We start from the raw sequence: 21968 nt of genomic DNA, 5'->3' as shown, positions 1-21968 counted from the left end.
TGCGGTGGACGCTAGGTAGCCACACCGGCACTAACAATGAACGCCATTCGACAATGTCGAACGCTGGTCTCGGAGTGGGGCTACTGATCGTCATATGGTCGTCACGTGCCGGGAACAGTGCAGTCCATCGAGCGCGCGGCAGCTGTTCTGCGGCTGCTCGCGGGAGGCGCCGGGCGGCTGTCGCTGGCCGAGATCTCCCGCTCGCTCGACCTGGCCAAAGGCACCGTGCACGGCATCCTGCAGACCCTGCGCAAGGTCGGCTTCGTCGAACAGGACAGGGCGTCCGGCCACTACCAGCTGGGCGCGGCCATGCTGCGCCTCGGCACCGGCTACCTGGACGTCAACGAGCTGCGCTCCCGCTCGATCAACTGGGCCGACCCGCTCGCCGCGCGCAGCGGCGAGGCCGTCCGCATCGGCACCGTCCTGGAGGGACAGGTGCTCGTCGTCCACCACGTCTTCCGGCCCGACGACACATTTCAGACACTCGACGTCGGCAGTCTGCTGCCGATGCACGCGACCGCACTCGGCAAGTCGCTTCTCGCGTACGGGGCCACGCCGCCCGCGCGGCTCGACCGGTTCACCAGCCGCACGCTGGTCAGCCACCGGGAACTGGCCGCGGCGCTGCGCACGGTGCGGGAGGCCGGCTGGAGCGCCGACATCGAGGAACACACCCCCGGCGAGGCCTCCGTGGCCGCGCCGATCCGGGCGTACGGAGGCCTGGTGGTCGGCGCCATCGGCATCTCCGGCCACGTCGAACGTCTCTGCGACAACCGATACCGCCCGAGGCCCCACCTGGTGGCCAACGTGCGCGACGCCGCCCGGGCGGTGTCCCGCGACCTCGGAGCCGCCCGACGCTAGACGATCCTTGGGGGAACACCATGACCGAGCGATATGTCGTCGCCATCGACCAAGGCACCACCTCGACGCGGTGCATCGTTTTCGACCGGCGCGGCCAGCTCGTCTCCCTCGCCCAGCAGGAACACAAGCAGTACTACCCCAAACCGGGATGGGTCGAGCACGACGCGGCCGAGATCTGGCGCAACGTGGAACGGCTCGGGCCCGAGGCGCTGCGGCGGGCCGGGGCCACGATCGACCAGGTGGCCGCGGTCGGCATCGCCAACCAGCGGGAGACCACCGTGCTCTGGGACCGGATCACCGGCAACCCGGTCGGGCACGCCGTCGTCTGGCAGGACACGCGGACGGACACGATGGTCGGCCACCTGGACGACGCTCCCGGGGCCGAGGGCGTACGGCACCGGTCCGCTCTGCCCCTGGCCACCTACTTCTCGGGCCCGCGCATCCGATGGATGCTCGACCACCATCCCGGATTGCGCGAACGCGCAGAACGCGGCGAGGTCCTGTTCGGCACGATGGAAACCTGGCTGATCTGGAACCTGACCGGCGGACTGCACGTCACCGACGTAACGAACGCCAGCCGCACACTTCTGCTCGACATCCACACCCTCGACTGGTCGTCCGAGTCGCTCGAGTTCTTCGGCATCCCACGCGCGATGCTTCCCGAGGTCCGCCCGTCGATCGGCGTGTTCGGCACGGCCACCGCGGCCTTCCCCGGCGTGCGCATCGGCGCGGCCCTCGGCGACCAGCAAGCGGCCCTGTTCGGGCAGACCTGTTTCGCCCCCGGCGAGGCCAAATGCACGTACGGGACCGGAAGCTTCCTGCTGCTCAACACCGGCGCCGAACTGGTGCGCTCGACCCACGGCCTGCTCAGCACCGTCGCCTATCAGATCAAGGGCGAGCCGGCCGCGTACGCCCTCGAAGGCTCGATCGCGATCACCGGCTCGCTGGTGCAGTGGTTCCGCGACCAGCTCGAACTGATCGCCAGCGCACCCGAGATCGAGACCCTGGCCCGCACAGTGACCGACAACGGCGGGTGCTACATCGTGCCTGCTTTCTCCGGCCTGTACGCCCCGTATTGGCGCAGCGAGGCCCGCGGCGTGATCGTCGGCCTGACCTCATACATCACCAAAGGTCACTTGGCGCGCGCAGTGCTCGAGGCAAGCGCCTGGCAAACGCGCGAAGTGGTCGACGCAATGAACGCCGACTCCGGTCTTGCGCTCAAGACGTTGCGCGTAGACGGCGGAATGACCGCCGACAACCTGCTCATGCAGTTCATCGCCGACGTCCTCGACGTGCCCGTGGTGCGTCCCCTGGCCAGCGAGACAGTCTCCTTGGGCGCCGCCTACGGCGCAGGCTTGGCCGTCGGATACTGGCCGGACCTGGAGGGCCTGCGCCGCAATTGGCACCGAGCCGCACAGTGGCAGCCGACAATGGAGGCAACCAAACGAGAGTCGGAATACGGCAATTGGCAGCGAGCAGTCTCACGCACCTTCGACTGGATCCAGACCTGACCGCCCCCGTTCGAACCGACGATCCCGACCCGGTAACCGTCAACCAGCCCGACATCGATCGCCCAGTGGCTCGACCCCGTCAGGTATTTCCAGCCTGGCTGCGACGATCGTCAGCTGGCCACCGGACGTCCCTGAAATCGATGACGGCTTGGCGAGCGATGCTGACGAGTGCTGCCAAATCGCCGTCAGCCAGCAGCAGGACGTCTTCCAGGACCTGGTCGGGCAGTGCGAGATCTTCGGGGCCGTAGCAGTCGTGCCAGGCCATATCCGTGAGATGCAGCAGGTCAAGCGCGGCCTCGACATGGCTGCTGGGAAATGTCGTTTCGATGCGCTGCCTGCGTTCCTCACGCCGTTGCGCGCTGCCGATGGCCATCCGCGTTCTCCACTTCAAGGTGCCAACAACACTCGTGTTCGGAGCAGGCCGAAGCCGGCTCGACCGTACATCTGCCTCTCCAGCATCTTGATCCGGTTGACGTTGCCTTCCACAGGCCCGAACTGTGCGGCAGGGCGAGGCCGGCGTGACAGCAGAACCGAGTTCAGGCACCACCCGACTCCTCGACGAGGATGGCCTTTGATGTCCGGTGATAGCTTGTGGAAGAAGGTGGTCGCGCATCCGTCGCGGGAGCCGCCGGACTGTCAGCCTTTCCGCCCGGGTCCCTGGGAGAGATGCGATGACGAGCAACGACACGCCCCCGGGCGCCGCAGGCCCCGGAATGTGGGGAAATCTCGGGGTCTGGGTCGCATTCGGCGCCGCCGCCGGCCTCCTCATCGGCGTCCTTTTTGACAACGTCGGTCTCGGTGTCGCGCTGGGTCCGGCCCTGGGCGTGGCCGCCTGGGCCGTCTTCATCGCGTCGCGAAGAAGTGCCCGCGGCGAGTCTTGAGCGTCGCGCTCTCGTAGGCGCCACCGGGTCGTAGGCGCCACCGGGTCGTAGGCGCCACCGGGTCGTAGGCGCCACCGGGAGTCCCTGCGGCCATCGGTAGGTTGTCGCGTCAGGCGTGCGCGTTATCCGAGGCTCTCCGCGTGGTCGCAAGCCGGTGTAAGGATCGCCAGGTACTTCGCGGCCGCGCGGGCCCGCGGGAGAAAGGCCTTCAGCGCGTCACGGTCGCCGGCCGCCTCCAGGGTCTGCAGCATCACTAGCGCCTCGTGCGGGATCTCCTCGGGGCCCGGGCGCCGGTTCATGCTCATCAGCCGCTCAGCCAGCGAGCGCGCGGTCGCGACATCGCCGAACTCCAGCGCGAGCCGGGCGCGCAGCACCTCGGCGTTGCCGGGATGGTCGAGGTCGACCGCGACGGTCGCGGACACTTTTCTTGCGCGTTCGTGTTCGCCGCGACGGGCCAGCGAGAGCGCGCCGACCAGCGGACCGCTACGGATATACGGGCAAGCCATCTCGGCCACCGGGCCTTTCCGCAGGCTCAGGTGCTCCTCGAGACAGGAGTCGACCCCGTCGTGGCGGCCAAGCTGTTCCAAACAGATCAGCACGGCGGCAGTACCGTGCAGGCGATCGTGCGGGGAGAGCGTCCGGGCCCACTCGTACGAGCGCCGGGCATGCCACAGCGCCCGCTCGTAGTCGCCCCGAACACCCCCGATGACCAGGGAGGCGATGGTGTGGCCGAGCGCGCGGTCCCGGTCGCGGCCCTCCTGCTCGACCAGCGCGACCTCTTGGAGCACGGCGTCGACCGCGTCCTCGTAGCGTTCCTCCATGAAGTGGACGGCCGCGACGCCGACCAGGGCCAGCGCGCGCAGCGGGGCGGCCCCGACCCGGTCGGCGAGCGCACGCGATTCGTTGGCGGCCCGGCGGCGACTCGCGACCGGAATCGGGTCGGGTTGACCGGTCCACGCCCATCGCCCACCGCACATGGCGCGCAATGCGAGAAGTTGCGCCTTGGTGGTCGGATCGGTCACCGCGGCCAGGCCCTCGTCGACCACCCGGTCACCCAGGGCCGGATCGGCCGGCGTCCGGAACCCGCCCCAGCGAGCGACCACCATTTGCGCGGTCTTCAGACACAAACGCGCACGGCGGTCATCCTTGGGCAGCGCGGTGATCGCCTCACGCCAGGCGGCGATCGCCTCGTCGCCCGCGTACGCGGTCTCGTGGTCGTCGCCCATCGCCTCGATCGCCTCGGCCTGTTCCGCGCGGTTGGCCGCGTACGGTGAAGCCTTCCGATGCAGGTCGAGTGCGCGCCGCACGGCAAAACGACGACGTGCGCTCACTCCGGCGGCGATAAGTGAGCGAAATGCCTTGCCGCGAATCCAGTCATCGGCCCGGGGCCCGTCCGCGGCCGCCGCGTAATGCACGGCGATGAGCTCGATGACTTCGCCAACGCGTTCCCGGGACACCTCCTCGAGCCAGGCGGCGGCCTCGGCGTGCCCGGTCGCGCGCTCGGCCCGGGGCAGACCGGCGTAGGCGACATCGCGCAGCAAAGCGTGCTGAAACGCGTATTCGTCCTGGCCGCTGACGGTGGACGCTTGACGCGCACGAATCAGCCCCCGGTTCTCGAGCGCCTCGAGATGCCCCGGTTCGGCATGCAGGGGAGTGGCCCAGAATGTCCGCCCGATCACGGCCGCACGCTGCAGGATCTGTTTCTCGGCGGCGGGCAGCGCGTCGACCCGCGCCGCCAGCAGCGCGTGCAAGGTGTCCGGCAGCGTTCCGTGGCCGCCCTCGGCGACATGAGCGGCGAGCTGGCCAAGAAAGTAAGGGTTCCCGTCGGCGCGGGCGAGGATGCGCGTCCGGTTCTCCGGCGACGTCGGATGCGGCAGGCCCTCCAGCAGCGCTCGACCATCGGCTTCGGGCAGCGCACGAAGCGACACCACATCGGCCGGCTGCGGACGCTCATACTCCGGCCGCGCTGTGGACAACAAGATCACCGCTCCCTCGGCCCGCGTCACCAGGCGGTTCAGCATGGCGATCAGCGGAGCGCCGGCCCAGTGCAGATCTTCGACAACGAGCAAGAGCGGTTCCCGTACGGCCAAAGCAGTCGCCAACCGAGGCCAGGCCCGGCCAAGCTCGCCGTCCACATCGCGCGGGTCGGCGTCGTCGAGCGGATTGCCCGGCAGACGAATCCCCGCGGTGGTCGCAAGGGCAAAGATCGTCCGCTCCGGCAGAAGAACCGCGAGCCTTTCGGTGAGCTTCTGCCCCGCCTGTTCCCCCGAGTCACCGAGCGAAATACCGCACGCTTCGCGCAAAATCTCTCCCAGCGCCCAGTAGGTGATGCCATCGCCCGCCGCCAGGCACCGACCCTTCAAAACGCGCATGTTCCGCCGCTGAGCGATCACTTCCTGAACAAGCCGTGTCTTGCCCATCCCCGCCGGCCCGACCACGGTGATCAGCCGCGGGTCCTTGCTGGCCGCGGCCTCGTCGATGAGGCTGAGCACCGCCCGCAGCTCAGCACTTCGCCCCACCATGGGCGGCTCTGCCTCAAGCTCCGCAGCCACCCGCGAAGCAGCAACAAGCCGCCCGCCAGATTCGTGCACATCACTGAACCGAAATGTGCCGTGGCGGCCGGCGGCCTGGCCGGTGCGGTTGGCGGCCCGAAGACTCCCCGGTTCAGCGGACGCCCGCAGCCGAGCGGCCGTGTCGAGAACCGTGCCGCCGACCTGGGAAAGAAGATGATCCGGCAGAACCAGACTTTTGACCCCGTGAGGCGCTTCCTCGCCCCCGCTGGGAGCGATGATCTCCCCGGTGTCGGCGCCCACGCGAATCGGCACAGGGAACCGGGCGAGAATCTCGTGCCCGGCCCACAGCGCACGAGCCGCATGGTCCTCCCGCGCGATCGGATATCCGAACAGCCCGATCACCCCACCGCCGACCAGCGGCTGAGCCGCCCCGCCCCAGCGGGTCACGATCTCAGTGAGCAGGGCAGTCCACTCCGCGACCTCACGACGCGCCTGCTCCGGATCGGCGCCGGCAGCTTCCGCACGCACGCCGCGAAGGTCCACATCGAGAACCGTGACAAGCTTCCGCTCCTCAAGCACGCGGCCGCCACCAACCACCGTCGCAAGGCGTGCGTCCTCATCGCCCGGACGGCGGTCGGCCGTTCGTTCGGTCGCGCTCGCGCGTTGCTCGATCAGACCCCGTTCGATGAGCGGTGAGCTCAAGTCCGCACGTTGCCCGGTCATGCGTTGTTCAGCAGGTGGCGCGCTCGGGTTCGCGCGTTGCCCGGGCGTGTGTTGTTCAGCGGGCGGCGCGCTCGGGTTTGTGCGTTGCCCAGGCGTGTGTTGTTCAGCGGGCGGTGCGCTCGGGTTTGTGCTTGGGCCGGGCGTGTGTTGTTCAGCGGGCGGCGCGCTCGGGTTTGTGCTTGGGCCGGGCGTGTGTTGTTCAGCAGGTGGCGCGCTCGGGTTCGCGCGTTGCCCGGGCGTGTGTTGTTCGGCAGGCGGTGCACTTTGGTCCGCGCGTTGGCTGGGCCTGTGCTGTTGGGCGGGCGGGGCGACAAGGTTCGCGCGTCGGTCGGCCCGGGGATGTTCGGCCCGCGGCGTGGCCTGGTCCGCTCGCTGGTCGGACTGGGATTGTTCGGTGAGCGGCGAGGTCAAGTTCGTGCGCTGGTGAACAGGGTGATGTTCGGCGGGCTGCACGACCGGGCCGGTGCCCTGGGCGTGGCTGTGCTGTCGGGGCGGTCGGGTCGGCTCCGTGCGCTGGAGGGGACCGGCATGTGCGGCGGGCAAAGCGCTCGGGATCGTGCCCTGATTGGGGGCGTTCCCTTCAGTGGGCTGCGCGTTCAGGCTTGCGCGTAGTCGTTGCACGTCTTCGTGCGGGGCGACGTCCAGCTCGGTGCGCAGCGTCTCGGCGAGACGGTTGTACCAGCGCACGGCCAGATGCCGGTGACCTTGCGCGGCCTCGAGACGGATCAGGCCCGCGTACGCCTCCTCGCGGAGCGGATCGAGCTCGATCACGCGCTCGAGGTCGGCCCGGTGGCCGCGTTCGATCAGTAACGGCACGGCGATTTCGCGCAGGCGCGTGCGGCGGGACTCGGCCCACGCCTCGAACCTGTTCTCGGGTAGCAGATCACCCGTGTAGAGCTCGAGGGCCCGGGCGGTGTCGCCATTGCTCGCCGCCTGCTCGAATGCGTCCACATCGACCCACAGGCCGGCCGGTGCGAGGCCGAGCATGTCGTCGCGCAGGAGCAAACGCTCATTGCCGAGCACTCGGCGCGCAAAATGCAGTGCCTTGTTCAGCCGGCTGGAGCCGAGCGTCGTGTCCGCTTCGGGCCACAGCAGGTCGACCGCCTGGTCTCGGTGCATGCGCTGCCCGTGCAGGGCGAGGACCTTGACCAGAGCCGTGGCGCCGCTGCGCCGCCATTCGGTGTCCGCGACCGTACGGCCGGCGACTTCCGCTCGGAAGCCGCCCAGCAGATGGATCCGCAGGTCGGCGGGCATGCGCGCCATTCTCCACCGCAAACGGCTCCGGTGCGGACAGGAAACGGACAGCCGGCGGAAATCGTCCTCACTAACTTGCCCTTCGAAGTTCGTTTTTCATCTGGGGGGCAAGAAGTCATGACGGCTACGACAACGGTGAACGAGCAGCGGCTCATGGAGTTTGTGTTCAAGGCAGTCGGCGACTTCGGCGCGCAGCTCAACGGGGCGCTCGCGGTCGTCGGGGACAAGCTCGGACTGTATCGAGCAATGGCGGGGGCGGGCCCGATGAGCGCGGGTGAGCTCGCCGCCCGTACGGGAACGGCCGAACGATACGTACGGGAATGGCTGTCTGCGCAAGCCGCGAGCGGTTATGTCGCGTACGAGGGTGACGGTTTGTTCTCCCTCCCGGCCGAGCAAGCAATTGCCCTCACCGACGAGAGCAGCCCCGCCTGTGTGATCGGCGGGTTCGAGCTGATGCTGGCGGCGGTGCGGTCGACGGACCGCTTGGTCGAGGCGTTCCGTACGGGCGAGGGTGTGGGCTGGCACGAGCATCACCAAGACCTGTTCGAGGGATGCGAGCGGTTCTTCCGGCCCGGCTACCACGCGTACCTCGTGGAGTCGTGGATTCCAGCGATGCCGGGCTTCGCGGAAAAGCTGCGCGCGGGCGCCCGGGTGGCCGACGTCGGATGTGGGCTGGGGGCGTCGACGGTCCTGATGGCCAAGGCGTACCCGGAGTCGACGTTCGTGGGCATCGACTATCACGCGGGTTCGATCGCTTCCGCGCGCGAACGCGCGGCCGAGGCCGGCGTCGGCAACCGGACGCGGTTCGAGACCGGCCGGGCGGCGGAGTTGTCCGGCACGTACGACCTGATCTGCTTGTTCGACTGCCTGCACGACATGGGCGACCCGGTCGGCGCCCTCCGTCATTTGCGCGACCAGTTGGCTCCGGGCGGCGGCATCCTGTTGGTCGAACCCTTCGCCGGCGACGACGTCTCGGCCAACCTGAACCCGGTGGGCGCCGTGTACTACGGCGCTTCCACGTTCCTGTGTACCCCCAACTCGCTGTCTCAGGAGGTCGGGGCGGCGCTGGGTGCCCAGGCGGGGGAGTCCCGGTTGCGCGCGGTCGCCACCGAGGCCGGTTTCGGGTCTTTGACGCGGATCGCCGAGACACCGTTCAACCTGGTCTTCCACGTGCGTCCGTAAGCGCGTCTACCTCTGCACCCTGCTGTCTCGTTTCAACCGGCCCCCGCTTCTCGGCTCCGGGGGCTTGACGCAACTGGTTGGTTGCCATACGTTAATGGCAACCAACCAGTTGCTATTTAGGAGATCGACATGGCCTTCCCCGATCGCATTGAGCGAACGCTCGAGATCGCGCATCCGGTGGACAAGGTGTGGGCGGCGCTGACCACGGCCGAAGGGCTGGGGACATGGTTCGGCAACAAGGCCGAAGTCGACCTGCGGGTCGGCGGGCAGGCCAAGCTGACCTGGAGCAGCGGCGACACCGCGACACTCACGATCGAGCGAGTAGAGCCGACGACAGTATTCGCGTACACCTGGCCCATTTACGGTCTGCCCGACAGCGACCCGCGGCGCACCTACGTCGAGTTCACGCTGGCGTCGTCGGCGAGCGGCACTACGCTGACCATGGTCGAAACCGGCTTCGCGCAGATGCCCGAGGCCGAGCACAAGACCGCGTTCTCGGGCAACACCGAGGGCTGGACGAACGAACTGGGTGAGCTGGTCGCGTATCTCGATGGAAAACTCTGACCTGGAGTCCGTGGCGCAGGAGGTCTTCGCGGCCCTGGCCGACCCGAGCCGGCGCGACATCCTCGCCGCGCTGGCGGCCGGGGGCCCGGCAACCGCCACCGACCTGGCGGCCAAGCTGCCGATCACCCGGCAGGGCATCGCCAAGCATCTGACACTGCTGGCCGAGGCCGGCCTGGTGGTGGCCGAGCCCGGGGAGCGCCGCCGGGTCCGCTACCGCCTGGACTCCGCCCCCATGAAGGTGGCCCAGCAGTTCCTGGCCGCATTGGCTCGCGACTGGGACGGCCCCTTGGCCGCCCTTCGGGACGGTTTGCGGTAATCCATGCTCATCCCCACGGTCAGCACGGACCGGCTGGTCAGCACGATGGCCCAGTGGTCAGCACGTGGCCCGACGTCGTGTCCCGCGTGGCGAAACTCCATCTGAACGTGGCCGGGGCGCTCGGCCGTCGTCGTCGGCGCGTGCCCGATGCGGGCCGAGCCTGCGGATCCCGTCAGGAGGCGGTGCTCTGGCGGACCTGCAGCTCGGCCGGGAAGACGCAGCGCCAGTGTCGAGCGATCTGCCGGTTGACCAGGGCGCGTGTCGCGGCGGCGGCCATCTGTTCGACCGGCTGGTGTACCGAGGACATCGGCGGGTTCGCACACGCGGCGATCACGCTGTCGTCGAAGCCGACGACCGCGACGTCCTGCGGGATGCGGCGGCCGGCGTCGCTCAGTGCCTGCATCGCGCCGGTGGCCATCAGGTCGCAACCGGCGAAGATGGCGTCGAGGTCGGGATGCTCGGCGAGCAGCCGCTGGGTGAGTTCATAGCCGGCCTCGCGCCGGAACTTCCCCATCGCCGAGATTTCCGGCAGATCGAAGTCCTTGACCGCTCGCCGGTAACCTTCGCGGCGGCCGTCCGCGCACGAATTGCCCTCCTGGCCGTGCAGGGCGGCGATCCGCCGGCGCCCGGTCTCATGCAGATGCCGCACGGCCGCGTACGCACCCTCGGGGTTCTCGACCCCGACAAACGGGAGCCCGGGAACCGTCGGGCCCATCGTGACCACTCGTTCGCACCGCCGGTAGAAGTCCGCGGCCAGCACGGGCGGCACGTTGATGAGCAGAACGCCGAGACTGACCGACGTGGCGATGCGGTTGAGCAGCGCAGCCGTGTTCGATTCGTCAATAACGTGCACCCGAAGTTGCGCGTTGCTGCCCGCCAGCTCCTGCAGGATGCCCGCGGTGACGCGGCCGTAGTACGGGCTCGTGCCGAACACCGACGTGTCGTCGACGATCACGAGCTCGACCACTTCGCCATGACCGGACGCGAGCGCGCGAGCCACCGGATCGGGCCGATAGCCCAGGTGCGTGATCACTTGGCGTACGTGCTCACGGGTCTTGGCCGCCACTCCGGGCGCGTCGTTGATCACCCGGGAGACGGCCGCCTTCGACACGCCTGCTTCCGCGGCGACGTCGGCCAGCGTCGGTCTCCTCTGCGCCATCCGGCAAGTGTAGGGAGGGCTCGCGTCCGGCGGGATCAATATTTCAGGTAGCCGACGACGTCCACGGTGACATTTGCCGAAGCCGGAGCGTTGTTGACGACTGTCATGCGCCCGCCTGTGCCAAGCGTCACCCGGGCCGTCGCATTGCCGGGCTGGTTGGCACCATGAGTGGCGAGAACCGAAGTGCTCGCCGAGTCCAGCTTGAGGCTTCCCGCGCTGGTCACACCGTTGACCGACAGGTTGACGAGCACCGTCTTGGCCGCCGATGGCACTCCCGCGCGCCCCGCTACGGCGAAAGTGATCGCCGCGCGCGCTTTCAGACCCCGAGCGTTCAGTACGCGCACAGGAGTGACCGGAACGTACGCGTTCGTGCGATACCAGCCGACCAAGTCCGCAGCCAAGTGCGCAGAACCGCTCGACGCGTTGCGCAGGGTGATCTGGCCGCTCTTGTTCAAAGGAACAACGACGCGTTGGGTCACGGACTGCCCGGCATTGTGCAGGTTGGTCGCGACGGCCGGTGGTTCGGTGCCCTTCGGGTAGGCGAGGATGCCGCCCGGTGCGCGTCCGCGGGCCACCGCGACATCGATCGCCACTGCCGAAACGTTCGTCCCTCGGACGGTGACGTCGACCTCCTTGTTCGGTCCCAGCTGAGTGGGCCTCAGCAGGCGGGCCGGGGTCACCGGGACGTACGCCTGAACGACGGTGGTCGGAAGCAGGCGGACGACGCTGGTCGTGCTGCCGGCCGACTCGAACGAGACGATCGTCCGGCCGTCGGCCTGCAGCCCGCCGCCGCTGTGGCCGCGGGCTTGCTGGGTGCCCACCTGATCCACGACCAGCTCGCCCGCATCTTTGCCGTTCGGGGTGAAGCGCTGGACGTAGACGCGACTGGCTCCGCAGTCGGCGTTGTGGCCGATCGCCGTGGCGCCCGTGCTCGTAGTGAACGCGCGGCGAGCGGTGGGCGCGCAGTCGTGGGTGGCCCCGACGGCCAGGCCGCCGGTGCCGAACGAGGTGTCGGGCGCGCCGGTGGAAAGGATCTTGAACAGGGCCATCCGGTCGGCTGAGCGACCGGTGATGAACGTGGCGCTCATCGCCTCGGGGACAAAACCGGCGGGCAGTCTGTACATGGCCAGTTCGGGTCGGCCGCCGGCCGTGTAGCGAACAACGGACGTGTTCGTCGCGGTCAGCAGTTGATTGCCGGCTGCCGCAATCGTGCGGATCTCATCGCTCGTTTCGAGCACACCGTCGGTGGCCCAGGTGGTGTCGAGTGAGCCGTCTGCCTTGATGGCCGCGAGCAGGTGTGTCGCCGGCGTCGTGCCTTGGTCGACGCCGTGGACGATCAGCGAGCCGTTCTGGCGGATGGTGACCGCTTGGACAAGTTCGATCGTCCGGTTCGTGAGCGCAGTGGATGTCGCGCCGCCGACTCGATGCACCCGGATGCCCGGTCGGCCGGTGGCCACGATCGCGGTTGAGCCGTCCGCGCCGGTGGCCAGCAGCCCTGCGAACGGGACGACGACTTCGCGCTCTTTCGCGCCGCTCGGGGTCAGCGTGGTCAGCCGCGCGACACCCTGAGCATCAGTGGTCAGCAGGCGGGCCCGGCCCGAGCCGTCGACCGTCGTGTCAGTCGGCTTGCCGGAAATAGTGGTGACGCCGTTGATCCCGTACCCAGAGTCAACATTGGGAGTGGGCGCGGCTTGCGCAGGAACGGCGAGGCCCAGAACGACAAGCCCCAACCCGCTGATACCGGCCAGGCGGCCCCGGCGTAGCTTCTGCCGACGCTTTTGTCGAAGATCGCAGGCCCGTTCGGCCTTCGCGCTTACGCGATGACGCTCGTCCTGGACAAAAGGGGCATTTGGCATGCGCGCAAGGATGGGGCATTTCGGCGCCGGACTCAACTTCCGGCACGTACGGGTTCACCGCTTCAGCCATACGAGCGCGTTCGCTCACGATCGGACGCGGACGATGACCGTTCCTCAGCGGTGTCGCCGGGCGCAGGACCATGCATCTTTCGACGCCGTGGGCGAAGTGCAGGACCACGATCAGCATCAGGCCGACCGGCTGGTCGAGGGCGAGGTTGTCGCGTCGTCAGCCTGTCGCCTGGCCACGGTCATCCTGCTCGTGCCTCATCAGCCCAGCCCAGGTAGGCCTCAACCGGCTCGGCTGACCTCATCCAGCGCCGGCCCCGCCCAGGCGTTATCCGGTCGCGATGTCGGCCGGTGTGCTCACGGGCTCGGGGCGAGCCAGCAGGCGCAAGGTGTCGGCGACGGTCGCGGCCATCGCGTCGCGGGCGGGGGCCAGATAGCGGCGGGGATCGACCAGGTCGGGGCTGTTGCCCAGCGCGGCGCGGACCGAGCCGGTAAAGGCGAGGTTGAGGGCGGTGCCGATGTTGATTTTAGCCATTCCCGCTCGTACGGCTGAGGACAGTTCATGGTCGGGGACACCCGAGGAACCGTGCAGGACGAGCGGGACTCGCACCGATTCGCGCAGGCGGGCAATCAAGTTGTGGTCCAGCCGTGCTGTGCGAGTGTGCATCGCGTGCGACGAACCAACAGCCACCGCAAGCGCGTCTACACCGGTTGCATCCACATATGCGGCCGCCTCTTGCGGATCGGTTCGCGCGCCCGGCGCGTGGGCGCCGTCCTTGCCGCCCACCTCGCCCAGCTCGCTTTCGACCCACAAACCGGCGCGACGGCACAGGGTGACAGCGGCCGCCGTCGCGGCGACGTTTCGCTCGTACGACATGCGCGAGGCGTCATACATGACCGACCCGAAACCGTGCGTCGCGGCCGCGCCGAGGAGTTCCTCGGACTCGACATGGTCGAGGTGCAGTGCCACCGGGACGGAGGCCGACGCCGCGACCGCGCGTGCTGCGGCGGCGATCGGCGCGAGACGGCCGTGATGGAAGCGGACCGCGTTCTCGCTGATCTGCAGAATGACCGGCAGACCGGCCTGCTCGGCGCCGGTGACGATGGCCTCGGCGTGCTCGACCGTGATGACGTTGAACGCGCCGATGGCGGTCGCGCGCGAACGCGCAGAATCGACCAGGTCGCCGGTAGGGGTCAGCACAGCGGGCTCCTTCGCGGTTGCAACGGTGTTCGGTTGACAGCGGGTCCGGCGGCAAGCAGGCGGTGATAGACGTCGGGGTCGAAAGCACCGGCGACTGGGGCACTGACCGCGGCGGCGGACAGCGCGACGGCGTCGGCGAGCAGTGCCGGCCACTCCGTGCGGTCACGCAACCCACGCGCAAGGGCCGCCACGCACCCGTCGCCGGCACCGGTCGGGTTCCCGGTCAACGCCTCTTGAGGAGCGCTTTCGTGTACGCCGTCGGGAGTGACCGCAAGCAGTCCATCCGGCCCGCGGGAGACGACGACGGCGCCGCTCGAAAGCGAGCGAATGGTTGAGGGCGACACCGTCGGGAGGAGCTCCGCCAACTCATGCATGTTCGGCTTGGCGAGGGTGGGTCGCGCTTGCAGTCCGAGCCTGAGGGCTTCCCCGCTGGTGTCCAGAACGGACGGGACATGGGCCGCGGCCGCGATGCGCACCAGAGTGGCGTACGCGTCAAGCGGGAGGCCGGGCGGAAGCGAACCGCACAGGGCCACCACTGACGCTTCGCGCATCAGATCCTGGAAGTGGCCGACGAAGCGGCGCCACTCGGCCGTCGGGACGACCGGTCCCGGCTCCCAGAAGCCGGTCGCGTCGTTGGCGTCGACCACGGCAACCGTGCGTCGAGTCTCGCCGGTGACCGGGACGAACGACGACGCCACGCCTTCGACGGCCAGCAGCTCGGTCACGCGCATGCCGGTCGGGCCGCCGAGCAGGCCGGTCGCGAGCACGGTTTCGCCGAGCGCATTCAGCACTCGTGCGACGTTGAGGCCTTTGCCGCCCGCGCGTTCGGCAACCGTCGACACACGATGGGTGCCGTGGGGGACAAGAGCGTCGATCCCGTACGTGAGGTCGAGCGCCGGATTGAGCGTGACGGTAACGATCATGGGCAGGCTTCCGGGCCGGATCTGCCCCGCCTCGAGCCGGCCGAGCTGCGCTTCCGGTGTCGACGGCGACGCCGCCGGACGGTGTCCGGACGCGCCGACAGCGTCGGGCGGACGCAGGCTCAGAGATCAGCCCTGGCGACCTGACTGCCGGACTGGCTACCGGCTGGGCGTCGATCGATGACTCGATTCAACTGATCGAACGCGCATGTGTCAACCATCGATCATGCGCGTATGGTGCCTCTGAAATGTTCATATGGACATCCGGGAGTGCTCGCATGGCCGATTTCGACGTTCTGGTGGTGGGCGAAGCCAACCCTGACCTGCTTCTGCGGGGCGACGTGCGCCCGCGGTTCGGCCAGGAGGAGCAGCTGCTAACCAGCGCGGAGCTGGTGTTGGGTGGCTCGGCCGCGATCACAGCGGTCGGGTGCGCCAAGCTGGGCCTGCGCGTCGGGTTCCTGACGGCGGTCGCTGAGGACGCGTTCGGCGCGATCGTGCGCGAGTGGTTGTCGGCGGCCGGAGTCGAGGTGCTGCCCGTGCGGCGCGACGGCGTGCCGACGGGTCTGACCGTGGTGTTGTCCGAACCGGACGACCGCGCGATGCTCACTTTGCCCGGAACGATCGCCGCTCTCCGACCGGACGACGTGACCGACGCGTTGCTGGTGCGGGCTCGCCACGTGCACGTCGCCGCGCTCTACCTGCAGCCCGGATTGGCAGCGGGCCTGGCTGGAGTGTTCGAACGCGCACGAAACGCCGGCTTGAGCACGTCGCTCGACACGAACTGGGACCCGGCCGGCACGTGGGCCTCATTGAGCGACATCCTTCAACGCACTGATGTTTTCCTGCCCAACGCCGCCGAACTGTTGGCCGTGACCGGCGCCGCCACTCCCGAGGAAGCCGCCGCGAAGCTGATCCCAGCGGGCACGACGGTCGTCATGAAGGACGGAGCCCGCGGCGCACGAGCCTGGTGGCCCGGCGGCGAGAGCACAGTCCCCGGCCGAGCGGTCGAGGTGGTCGACACAACCGGTGCAGGCGACAGCTTCAACGCCGGATTCCTCGCCGCCCGGCTCTCCGGCCGCGACGTCCCCGAGTCGCTCCGCTGGGCCGCGGTAGCGGGCTCCTTGAGCACCCGAGCACCAGGCGGCACAGCGGCGCAGGCAACCTTGGCCGACCTGACTCAGTAGCCCGCGATCCGCTCGGGTCAGCAGCGGCCGTTCGCTGAAGTGCTGACCAACCGGCAACACCGCGGCAAGAGGGCACCGAGCCGATTCGTCGCCGACGTGAGCGGACGTCGCGCGCTGGGCTGGTTGTGGGCTTGGGCCCGAAATGGGCGGCGTTGAAGTTGAGCATCAACCGCGGGCAACCACGCGCAGGCCGTCGCCCTGTCGGCCCGCGAACTCGGCGCCACCACCATCACCATCACCACCACACCCCCACCGCCACCACCGCCGTCATCGTCATGCCCGAGGACACCCCGCCCTTCGCGGCAAGAGGGGTCCGAGCTGATTCGTCGCCGACGTGAGCGGACGTCGTGCGCTGTGGCCGGGTGCGGGTTTGGGCCCGAAACGGGCGGCGTCTGGCGTTGGGCGTCAGCTACGCGGATGGGTCGCTGACGGCCGGCTGGCCATGAAAGAAGCGTTGGTTTCTCGTCAGGTGGCGAGGACCTGGCGGGTGGCGTTCACGAAGAGCCAGAACGGCTCGAGCGTGGTGTTCTTGCGGCCGGAACGGGTGTTCGTGCGGAACATCTGCTCGCGCAAGGGCGTGGTCAGTTCGAACTGCACGCCCCTGTCCTGCAGGGTCTTGTTGACGATGTTGCCGGGTTCGGTGCCACTGAGGTTGGAGACGGTGTTCGCATCGACAACTTGGACCGGAGTATCCATGAACGCCGCGGTCAGCGAGGCGAGCATTGCGGCCTTGAGGGTCGTGTCCCGACCGCCGACCAGCACGGCGGCAACGTCGTCGTCCTCGAAGCCGGCCTCCTCAGGAGAGCAGCCGTGCAGCGAGACCGCGCGCTGACTTCCGCGGACCGTGGCCAGGGCGACCGGGTCGTCGCAATGGGTGGAGGTGATGTGCAGCTTCCCGTTCCCGGACGACTTGATGCCCTCGAACATCCAGTAGTCGTACGTGGCGCCGCCGACCAGGCCGCCGGCCGGGTGGTAGCCGGCGATGGCGAGGCACAACTCCGACGTGCCGGGCTCGATGCCGCCGCTATGAAGGGCGAGAATCGCCGTGTCGGGGAAGAAGCCGCCGGGCGCGTCGCTGTCGTCGAGGGCGGCATGCCGCCGGAAGCGCCGGGCGTAGTCAACGCCCTCGCTGTAGCGCGCGTCTCCGTAAAGCGCCGTGTTCGACGGCAGGTCGTCAGCCGCGGCCGCGGGTCGTGCACCGGCGATAACCATCGGCGGGACGGCGGCCGCGCCGAGCGCGGCCAGGACACTACGACGAGTGAGCGCGGCCATGGGCACAGGATCTCACGCGGCATCCGCGTCGTGTGTCCCGCGCGAACGTGAGCGAAGTGGGCCGGACCGGCGCCGGACGAACAGCAATATCGCGCAGCCGAGGACGGCCTCCACGACGTACGGGATGGGCTCGAGCGTCCAATGGATGACGTGCCGCCAGCCGGGAACGATGCGGGCGCCGACGATAACGACAGGTTCGAGCAGAAGCAGCAGGCCGGTAATGAGAGCGACGAACAACGTGACGTCCGGAGCGCGCCGGCGTACCGCAGCCCCGATCGCGCCGAAGAGCGGCCCGCTGGCCAGACCCGAGAGCAGCCAGCGGCGGTTGCGCCACAGCACATGCTCGAGGTGTTCGCGCAGCGTGGGCAGCTGGTCATCGGTGATCACGGCGACGGCCAGGTAGAACCCGAGCAACGCCATCACAGTCGCGGCCAGACCGAGCAGGGCGCCGCGGGTCAGTGAGCGAGTGTGCAGTCCGGCGATGAGCGCAACGAGCAGCCACGGTGTGCTCAGATTGCCGATCGTGTCGCGCATACCGCCGTGGTCGCCCTTGACGATCGTGGCGATCGCGCCGAAGACCAGCGCAGCGGCCAGGATTCTCACCACGAACGTCGCTCCAGCGGTTCGGTGGGAGTCGAGCTCACCACGGGAAGTGCTCCAGGAGGGCGGCCACTCGGGGATCGTTGGCGGCCGAAGGCTGGTGCACGACGTGATAGGTGACCGGCGGCAGGTCGGTGACCGGCTTGGCGGTGAGGCCGCGCGGCACCGGGACGCAACCGTTGACTACGGCCAGGCCGACGCCGAGCGTGACGAAATGGGTAATCAAGGGCCAGCCTTCCGCTTCGACGGAGACCGTCCACTCGCTTCCGGCCGATCGTAGGCCCTGCTCCAGCAGAATGCGATGCGGCCGGTTCTGAGGGGGCACGACCAGTGCTTCGCCGGCCAGGTCGCGCAGAGTCACCGAGCGCCGGCGGGCCAGCCGGTGTCCGGTCGGAACGAGAAGCACCTGGGGAAACGTGGCGAGTTCGGTCACGGTCAGGTCGTCGGGTATGACATCGAGAACGCTGACACCGACGTGGGCATGACCGCTGCGGACAGCGGCGAGCATCTGGCGGTGATCACAGTTGATCAGGCGGAGCCGGGTGGCCTTGTCGGCGAGCACGGTGCGGATGGTGTCGCCGAGCAGATACAGGTAGGCGCCCTGGCCCGCGGCGAGAACGACCGGACGGGCGTACGTGGTCCCGGTGAACTCGCTCAGAAAATGAGCGAGCCGCTCATCGTGCTCGCGCGCGAAACGGGCGACCGCCTCGCCGTCGGCGGTCAGCACGAGCCTTCGGCCGTCGCGGTGGTAGAGCGGGCGGCCGAGCGAATCGGCCAGTTTGCGGACCTTCACGTGCAGGGCCGGCTGGGAGATGTGCAGTTCCTCGGCGGCGCGTGTGAAGTTGAGATGGTCGGCGAACACCGCGAACCAGGCGAGCGCGTCGGCCGGGACTTTCATAGCGGCACACTATAGCCGCCGCTGTATTACTAGTTCTGCTTTATTCGTGCGCGGCTCAAGCTGATCGTATGAACGAGCGAATGGATGCGCGACCCGGCCGAGAAGGATCGAACGCGCAGGAACGAACAACGGAACGACATCGAAGGCTGGGTGTCGACATCGGCCGGGTGATCATCGCGGGCGGTGGCCCGGGCGGCGCCGACACCCAGTTCTTCAGCGGGGACACCGCGCGCATGCTGGCCACGCCGGCCGTGCCGGGTGCGTTCGAGACGCTGGCCCGGCTCATGCCGCAGTTCGAGGAGGTGTGGCTGGTCTCCAAGTGCGGCGACCGCGTGCAACGCAGTACACGACTGTGGCTCGACCACCACGGCTTCGCCGCCCGCACGGGCATTCCGCCGGACAACGTGCGCTTCTGCTTACGCCGCCCGGAGAAGGCCGTCCACTGCGCGGAGCTGGGCATCACGCACTTCGTGGACGACAAGCTCGACGTGCACGAGGCTCTGCGCGGGGTCGTCGAGCACCGCTATCTGTTCGGCCCGCAGCGCTCCGCCGCGCCTGGGTGGGTGCTGCACACCCGCACATGGGCCGAAGTCGAGGCGGCCATCGGCCGGCCGGCTGAGATGAGCGTTCAGACGGTCATGCACGACCGGCAGTAAGCCGCTCGTCCGTAGGACAGCAAACGCTGGCCGTGGCTGACGCGCAGAGCGGGCCGGCATACGACCGCGTAGGGCGGGCAGGTGTGCGACCGACCGCGTAGGGCGGGCAGGTGTGCGACCGACCGCGCAGGGCGGGCTCGCGTGCGACCGCGCAGTGTGGGCTGGCATACGACCGGCCGCGCAGTGCGGGCTCGCGTACGACCGCGCAGGGCGTGCTCGCGTACGACCGCGCAGGGCGTGCTCGCGTACGACCGCGCAGGGCGTGCTCGCGTACGACCGCGCAGGGCGGGCCGGCATACGACCGCGCAGTGCGGGCTGGGATACGGCCAGCGCCCGAGTCGAGGCAGCGCCACGCGAGCTCGTCTGCCTGGCAGGCCGAGGCCACCATCGGCGAGCCGCGGACGCCGCCTTCCTGAGGCCGGAACGGGCTGGGTCCGTCAGTCGTTGGGGTGGACCAGCACCTTCAGGCCCTGGCGGCCGGCGGCCGTGGTCAGGGCGGCATTCACGTCCTTGAGCGGGAAGACGTCGGTGGCCAGCGGCTTCAGGTCGACCAAGCCCCTCGCGACCAGGGAGATCGCTCGGGGATAGACCTCGCCCATGCGACGGGACAGGATCAGGCTCAGGCCTTTGCGTCGGGCCTGGGCGGCGCTGAACGAGGTGCGGTCGCCGTCGGGGATGCCGACCAGGATGACCCGGGCTCCCGGCTTCGCGAGACGCAGCGCGGTGTCGATCGCCTCCTCGGACCCGGACACCTCGAAGACCACGTCGGCGGTCGGTGCCGCCGGGTCGGCGCGTTCGGCGCCGAGACGCTCGGCGGCGGCCATCCGGTGCGGCAGCGGCTCGGCCGCCACGACCCGAGTGGCGCCGTGCCGCAGGGCGAGCTGGATGAGCAGCAGACCGATCGGGCCGCACCCGACGACGGCGACCGTCGAGGCCATCCGCATGTGGCTGAGGTCGACCGCGTGCAACGCGACGCCGAGCGGCTCGAGCATCGCGCCCTCGTCGTCGGAGATCGAGTCGGGCAGCCGGTGCAGGCGGTGGTCCGGCCAGGCCATGAACTGACGCATGCCGCCGTCGCAGGCGCCGTGACCGGCGAAGACGATGTTGAGACACAGGTTGGGCCAGCCCTCGCGGCACGGCTCGCAGTGCTCACAGGGAATGGCCGGATCGATCGCGACGCGGACGCCGTCGTCCGGCCCGCCGCGGATGACACCGGCCATCTCGTGCCCCAGGACCAGCGGCTCGGCCACCGCGGCGTCACCGATCGCGCCCTCGGTGAACCAGTGCAGGTCGGAGCCGCACACCCCGACCGAGGTCACCTCGACCAGCCGGTCATCAGGCCCAGTCGGCGACGGACGGTCCTCGGTGTGCAGACGAACATCTCCGGCGGCGTGCAGACGCGAAACGAGCATGCTCCGACGCTAACATCGCTCAGCTCCGGCGACCGGCTCGCTCGAGCGCCGCCTCCGCCTGCCCGGCCAGGTCACCGACCAGGTCGGCGGCCGACGGCACGTCGGTGACCAGGTCAACGCCCTCGCCCGCCCACACCGGCATCGCGGGGATGACACCGCGCGCGACGTCGTCCTGATAGTCCCGCGCGGCTCGGGGATCGGCCGCCAGCTCGGCTTCGCGGTCTCGCCAGCGGTCGAGATAGGGGTGGCCCAGCGTCCGGGCCGTCCAGTGCGACGGCCACGACGATCCCCGGGCGATGTCGAGTACCCGGCTTCGTTCGGTCTGCTCGGAGCGGCCCTCGATGAGCGCCTGGGTGGTGGCCGGTTCGACCAGCGCCTCGGTCGTCGCCAGGAAACGGGTGCCGATCAGGGCGCCGGCGGCACCCAGCGCCAGGGCCGCCGCCACCCCGCGGCCGTCCGCGATCCCACCGGCGGCCAGCACCGGGGTCGGCGCCACCAGATCGACCACGACGGGCACGAACGGGAGTGCGGACCGGCCGCGCCGTGCGCCGTGACCACCGGCCTCGGTGCCCTGCGCGACGATGAGGTCGGCGCCCAGATCGGCGGCCCGTCTGGCCTCGTCGAGGTCGGTGACTTGCACGATGATGCGCGCTTGAGCGGAACGAACAATGTGCGCGTACGGGCTGGGGTCGCCGAACGAGAACATGACCGTGGTGGCGCCCAGATCCAGCGCGTGGTGGACCGCGCCGGCGTCGATCGCCCAGGTCAGGAATCCGACCCCGTACGGGTGGCCGCTGCTCGCGGCCATCGGCAGTTCGCGGGTCAGCCACTCGCGGTTCCCGTACGCGGCGCCCAGGATGCCGAGCCCGCCACCGCGGGAGACGGCCGCGGTGAGGGCGCCGCCCGCCGAGCCGCCCATCGGGGCCAGCGCGATCGGATGGCGTACGTGGAAGAGGTCGGTGAAACGCGTGGAAAGCGTCATGGGCGCATCATCGCGCGGCC

19 protein-coding genes are annotated in these 21968 nt (G+C 69.3%); 8 read left to right on the top strand and 11 right to left on the bottom strand.

Annotation, left to right across the window (positions count from 1 at the left end; genetic code table 11):
- The first annotated feature begins 105 nt into the window (after positions 1–105).
- Positions 106–858, top strand: a complete 753-nt coding sequence (locus tag ACZ3I4_RS06220) for an IclR family transcriptional regulator (RefSeq protein WP_465380787.1) — start codon at positions 106–108, stop codon at positions 856–858.
- Between the two features lie 20 nt (positions 859–878).
- A complete protein-coding gene (glpK, locus tag ACZ3I4_RS06215; RefSeq protein WP_465380786.1) occupies positions 879–2369 on the top strand; it encodes a glycerol kinase GlpK in 1491 nt (496 codons plus the stop codon).
- Positions 2370–2448: 79 nt separating this feature from the next.
- On the opposite strand, the gene ACZ3I4_RS06210 is transcribed toward glpK, so the two are convergent.
- Positions 2449–2742 (bottom strand): hypothetical protein, encoded by a 294-nt coding sequence (locus ACZ3I4_RS06210; protein WP_465380785.1) that lies wholly within the window; start codon positions 2740–2742, stop codon positions 2449–2451.
- A 298-nt stretch (positions 2743–3040) separates the two neighbouring features.
- Here ACZ3I4_RS06210 and ACZ3I4_RS06205 point away from each other — a divergent pair, with 298 nt between their 5' ends.
- The gene (locus tag ACZ3I4_RS06205) at positions 3041–3250 is read left to right on the top strand and encodes a hypothetical protein (RefSeq protein WP_465380784.1); all 210 of its coding nucleotides are present in this window, start codon (positions 3041–3043) and stop codon (positions 3248–3250) included.
- Positions 3251–3372: 122 nt separating this feature from the next.
- On the opposite strand, the gene ACZ3I4_RS06200 is transcribed toward ACZ3I4_RS06205, so the two are convergent.
- Positions 3373–7740 (bottom strand): AAA family ATPase, encoded by a 4368-nt coding sequence (locus tag ACZ3I4_RS06200; RefSeq protein ID WP_465380783.1) that lies wholly within the window; start codon positions 7738–7740, stop codon positions 3373–3375.
- A gap of 153 nt (positions 7741–7893) precedes the next feature.
- Here ACZ3I4_RS06200 and ACZ3I4_RS06195 point away from each other — a divergent pair, with 153 nt between their 5' ends.
- The 3 genes from ACZ3I4_RS06195 (at position 7894) to ACZ3I4_RS06185 (ending at position 9802) form a co-directional block, all read left to right on the top strand.
- Entirely contained in the window at positions 7894–8922 is a 1029-nt protein-coding gene (locus ACZ3I4_RS06195; protein ID WP_465380782.1) for a class I SAM-dependent methyltransferase, read from the top strand.
- A gap of 129 nt (positions 8923–9051) precedes the next feature.
- Positions 9052–9486, top strand: a complete 435-nt coding sequence (locus ACZ3I4_RS06190; protein WP_465380781.1) for an SRPBCC domain-containing protein — start codon at positions 9052–9054, stop codon at positions 9484–9486.
- Complete coding sequence (locus tag ACZ3I4_RS06185) at positions 9473–9802, top strand: ArsR/SmtB family transcription factor (RefSeq protein ID WP_465380780.1); 330 nt, start codon at positions 9473–9475, stop codon at positions 9800–9802. Before ACZ3I4_RS06190 ends, ACZ3I4_RS06185 begins: the two co-directional genes overlap by 14 nt.
- Positions 9803–9974: 172 nt before the next feature.
- Here the strand turns inward: ACZ3I4_RS06185 and ACZ3I4_RS06180 are convergent, their stop codons facing one another.
- The 4 genes from ACZ3I4_RS06180 to ACZ3I4_RS06165 all read right to left on the bottom strand — a co-directional run bounded on the left by ACZ3I4_RS06180 (position 9975) and on the right by ACZ3I4_RS06165 (position 14947).
- A complete protein-coding gene (locus ACZ3I4_RS06180; protein ID WP_465380779.1) occupies positions 9975–10961 on the bottom strand; it encodes a LacI family DNA-binding transcriptional regulator in 987 nt (328 codons plus the stop codon).
- 35 nt (positions 10962–10996) lie between these two features.
- Positions 10997–12817, bottom strand: a complete 1821-nt coding sequence (locus tag ACZ3I4_RS06175; RefSeq protein ID WP_465380778.1) for a hypothetical protein — start codon at positions 12815–12817, stop codon at positions 10997–10999.
- A 334-nt stretch (positions 12818–13151) separates the two neighbouring features.
- Complete coding sequence (locus ACZ3I4_RS06170; RefSeq protein WP_465380777.1) at positions 13152–14024, bottom strand: class II fructose-bisphosphate aldolase; 873 nt, start codon at positions 14022–14024, stop codon at positions 13152–13154.
- Positions 14018–14947, bottom strand: a complete 930-nt coding sequence (locus ACZ3I4_RS06165; RefSeq protein WP_465380776.1) for a 1-phosphofructokinase family hexose kinase — start codon at positions 14945–14947, stop codon at positions 14018–14020. The genes ACZ3I4_RS06170 and ACZ3I4_RS06165 overlap by 7 nt, the downstream gene beginning before the upstream one ends.
- A 275-nt stretch (positions 14948–15222) precedes the next feature.
- Between ACZ3I4_RS06165 and ACZ3I4_RS06160 the strand changes: the two genes are divergently transcribed.
- Entirely contained in the window at positions 15223–16128 is a 906-nt protein-coding gene (locus tag ACZ3I4_RS06160; RefSeq protein WP_465380775.1) for a carbohydrate kinase family protein, read from the top strand.
- 465 nt (positions 16129–16593) lie between these two features.
- On the opposite strand, the gene ACZ3I4_RS06155 is transcribed toward ACZ3I4_RS06160, so the two are convergent.
- The 3 genes from ACZ3I4_RS06155 to ACZ3I4_RS06145 are packed head-to-tail and all read right to left on the bottom strand — an operon-like array spanning position 16594 to position 18898.
- A complete protein-coding gene (locus ACZ3I4_RS06155; RefSeq protein WP_465380774.1) occupies positions 16594–17400 on the bottom strand; it encodes a poly-gamma-glutamate hydrolase family protein in 807 nt (268 codons plus the stop codon).
- Between the two features lie 12 nt (positions 17401–17412).
- Positions 17413–18006: a DUF6518 family protein gene (locus tag ACZ3I4_RS06150; RefSeq protein WP_465380773.1), complete on the bottom strand. Its 594-nt coding sequence runs from the start codon at positions 18004–18006 to the stop codon at positions 17413–17415.
- 34 nt (positions 18007–18040) lie between these two features.
- Complete coding sequence (locus tag ACZ3I4_RS06145; RefSeq protein WP_465380772.1) at positions 18041–18898, bottom strand: LysR family transcriptional regulator; 858 nt, start codon at positions 18896–18898, stop codon at positions 18041–18043.
- Between the two features lie 68 nt (positions 18899–18966).
- Between ACZ3I4_RS06145 and ACZ3I4_RS06140 the strand changes: the two genes are divergently transcribed.
- The gene (locus tag ACZ3I4_RS06140) at positions 18967–19554 is read left to right on the top strand and encodes a hypothetical protein (protein ID WP_465380771.1); all 588 of its coding nucleotides are present in this window, start codon (positions 18967–18969) and stop codon (positions 19552–19554) included.
- A 437-nt stretch (positions 19555–19991) separates the two neighbouring features.
- Here the strand turns inward: ACZ3I4_RS06140 and ACZ3I4_RS06135 are convergent, their stop codons facing one another.
- Both ACZ3I4_RS06135 and ACZ3I4_RS06130 read right to left on the bottom strand, forming a co-directional pair.
- Entirely contained in the window at positions 19992–20966 is a 975-nt protein-coding gene (locus tag ACZ3I4_RS06135; RefSeq protein ID WP_465380770.1) for a zinc-dependent alcohol dehydrogenase, read from the bottom strand.
- A gap of 19 nt (positions 20967–20985) precedes the next feature.
- A complete protein-coding gene (locus ACZ3I4_RS06130; protein ID WP_465380769.1) occupies positions 20986–21948 on the bottom strand; it encodes an NAD(P)H-dependent flavin oxidoreductase in 963 nt (320 codons plus the stop codon).
- Positions 21949–21968 lie beyond the last annotated feature (20 nt).

It is taken from the genome of Actinoplanes sp. NPDC021490 (assembly GCF_055562135.1).
The sequence above is the reverse complement of the archived record's forward strand: the minus strand, read 5'-3'. Positions and strand labels throughout refer to the sequence as shown.

Coding starts and splice junctions, on each gene's coding strand:
- ACZ3I4_RS06165 (WP_465380776.1), bottom strand. CDS start 14,947: ATGATCGTTACCGTCACGCTCAATCCGGCGCTCGACCTCACGTACGGG.
- ACZ3I4_RS06210 (WP_465380785.1), bottom strand. CDS start 2,742: ATGGCCATCGGCAGCGCGCAACGGCGTGAGGAACGCAGGCAGCGCATC.
- ACZ3I4_RS06145 (WP_465380772.1), bottom strand. CDS start 18,898: ATGAAAGTCCCGGCCGACGCGCTCGCCTGGTTCGCGGTGTTCGCCGAC.
- ACZ3I4_RS06175 (WP_465380778.1), bottom strand. CDS start 12,817: ATGCCAAATGCCCCTTTTGTCCAGGACGAGCGTCATCGCGTAAGCGCG.
- ACZ3I4_RS06155 (WP_465380774.1), bottom strand. CDS start 17,400: ATGGCCGCGCTCACTCGTCGTAGTGTCCTGGCCGCGCTCGGCGCGGCC.
- ACZ3I4_RS06180 (WP_465380779.1), bottom strand. CDS start 10,961: ATGGCGCAGAGGAGACCGACGCTGGCCGACGTCGCCGCGGAAGCAGGC.
- ACZ3I4_RS06190 (WP_465380781.1), top strand. CDS start 9,052: ATGGCCTTCCCCGATCGCATTGAGCGAACGCTCGAGATCGCGCATCCG.
- ACZ3I4_RS06185 (WP_465380780.1), top strand. CDS start 9,473: ATGGAAAACTCTGACCTGGAGTCCGTGGCGCAGGAGGTCTTCGCGGCC.
- glpK (WP_465380786.1), top strand. CDS start 879: ATGACCGAGCGATATGTCGTCGCCATCGACCAAGGCACCACCTCGACG.
- ACZ3I4_RS06200 (WP_465380783.1), bottom strand. CDS start 7,740: ATGCCCGCCGACCTGCGGATCCATCTGCTGGGCGGCTTCCGAGCGGAA.
- ACZ3I4_RS06205 (WP_465380784.1), top strand. CDS start 3,041: ATGACGAGCAACGACACGCCCCCGGGCGCCGCAGGCCCCGGAATGTGG.
- ACZ3I4_RS06160 (WP_465380775.1), top strand. CDS start 15,223: ATGGCCGATTTCGACGTTCTGGTGGTGGGCGAAGCCAACCCTGACCTG.
- ACZ3I4_RS06135 (WP_465380770.1), bottom strand. CDS start 20,966: ATGCTCGTTTCGCGTCTGCACGCCGCCGGAGATGTTCGTCTGCACACC.
- ACZ3I4_RS06195 (WP_465380782.1), top strand. CDS start 7,894: ATGGAGTTTGTGTTCAAGGCAGTCGGCGACTTCGGCGCGCAGCTCAAC.
- ACZ3I4_RS06130 (WP_465380769.1), bottom strand. CDS start 21,948: ATGACGCTTTCCACGCGTTTCACCGACCTCTTCCACGTACGCCATCCG.
- ACZ3I4_RS06140 (WP_465380771.1), top strand. CDS start 18,967: ATGAACGAGCGAATGGATGCGCGACCCGGCCGAGAAGGATCGAACGCG.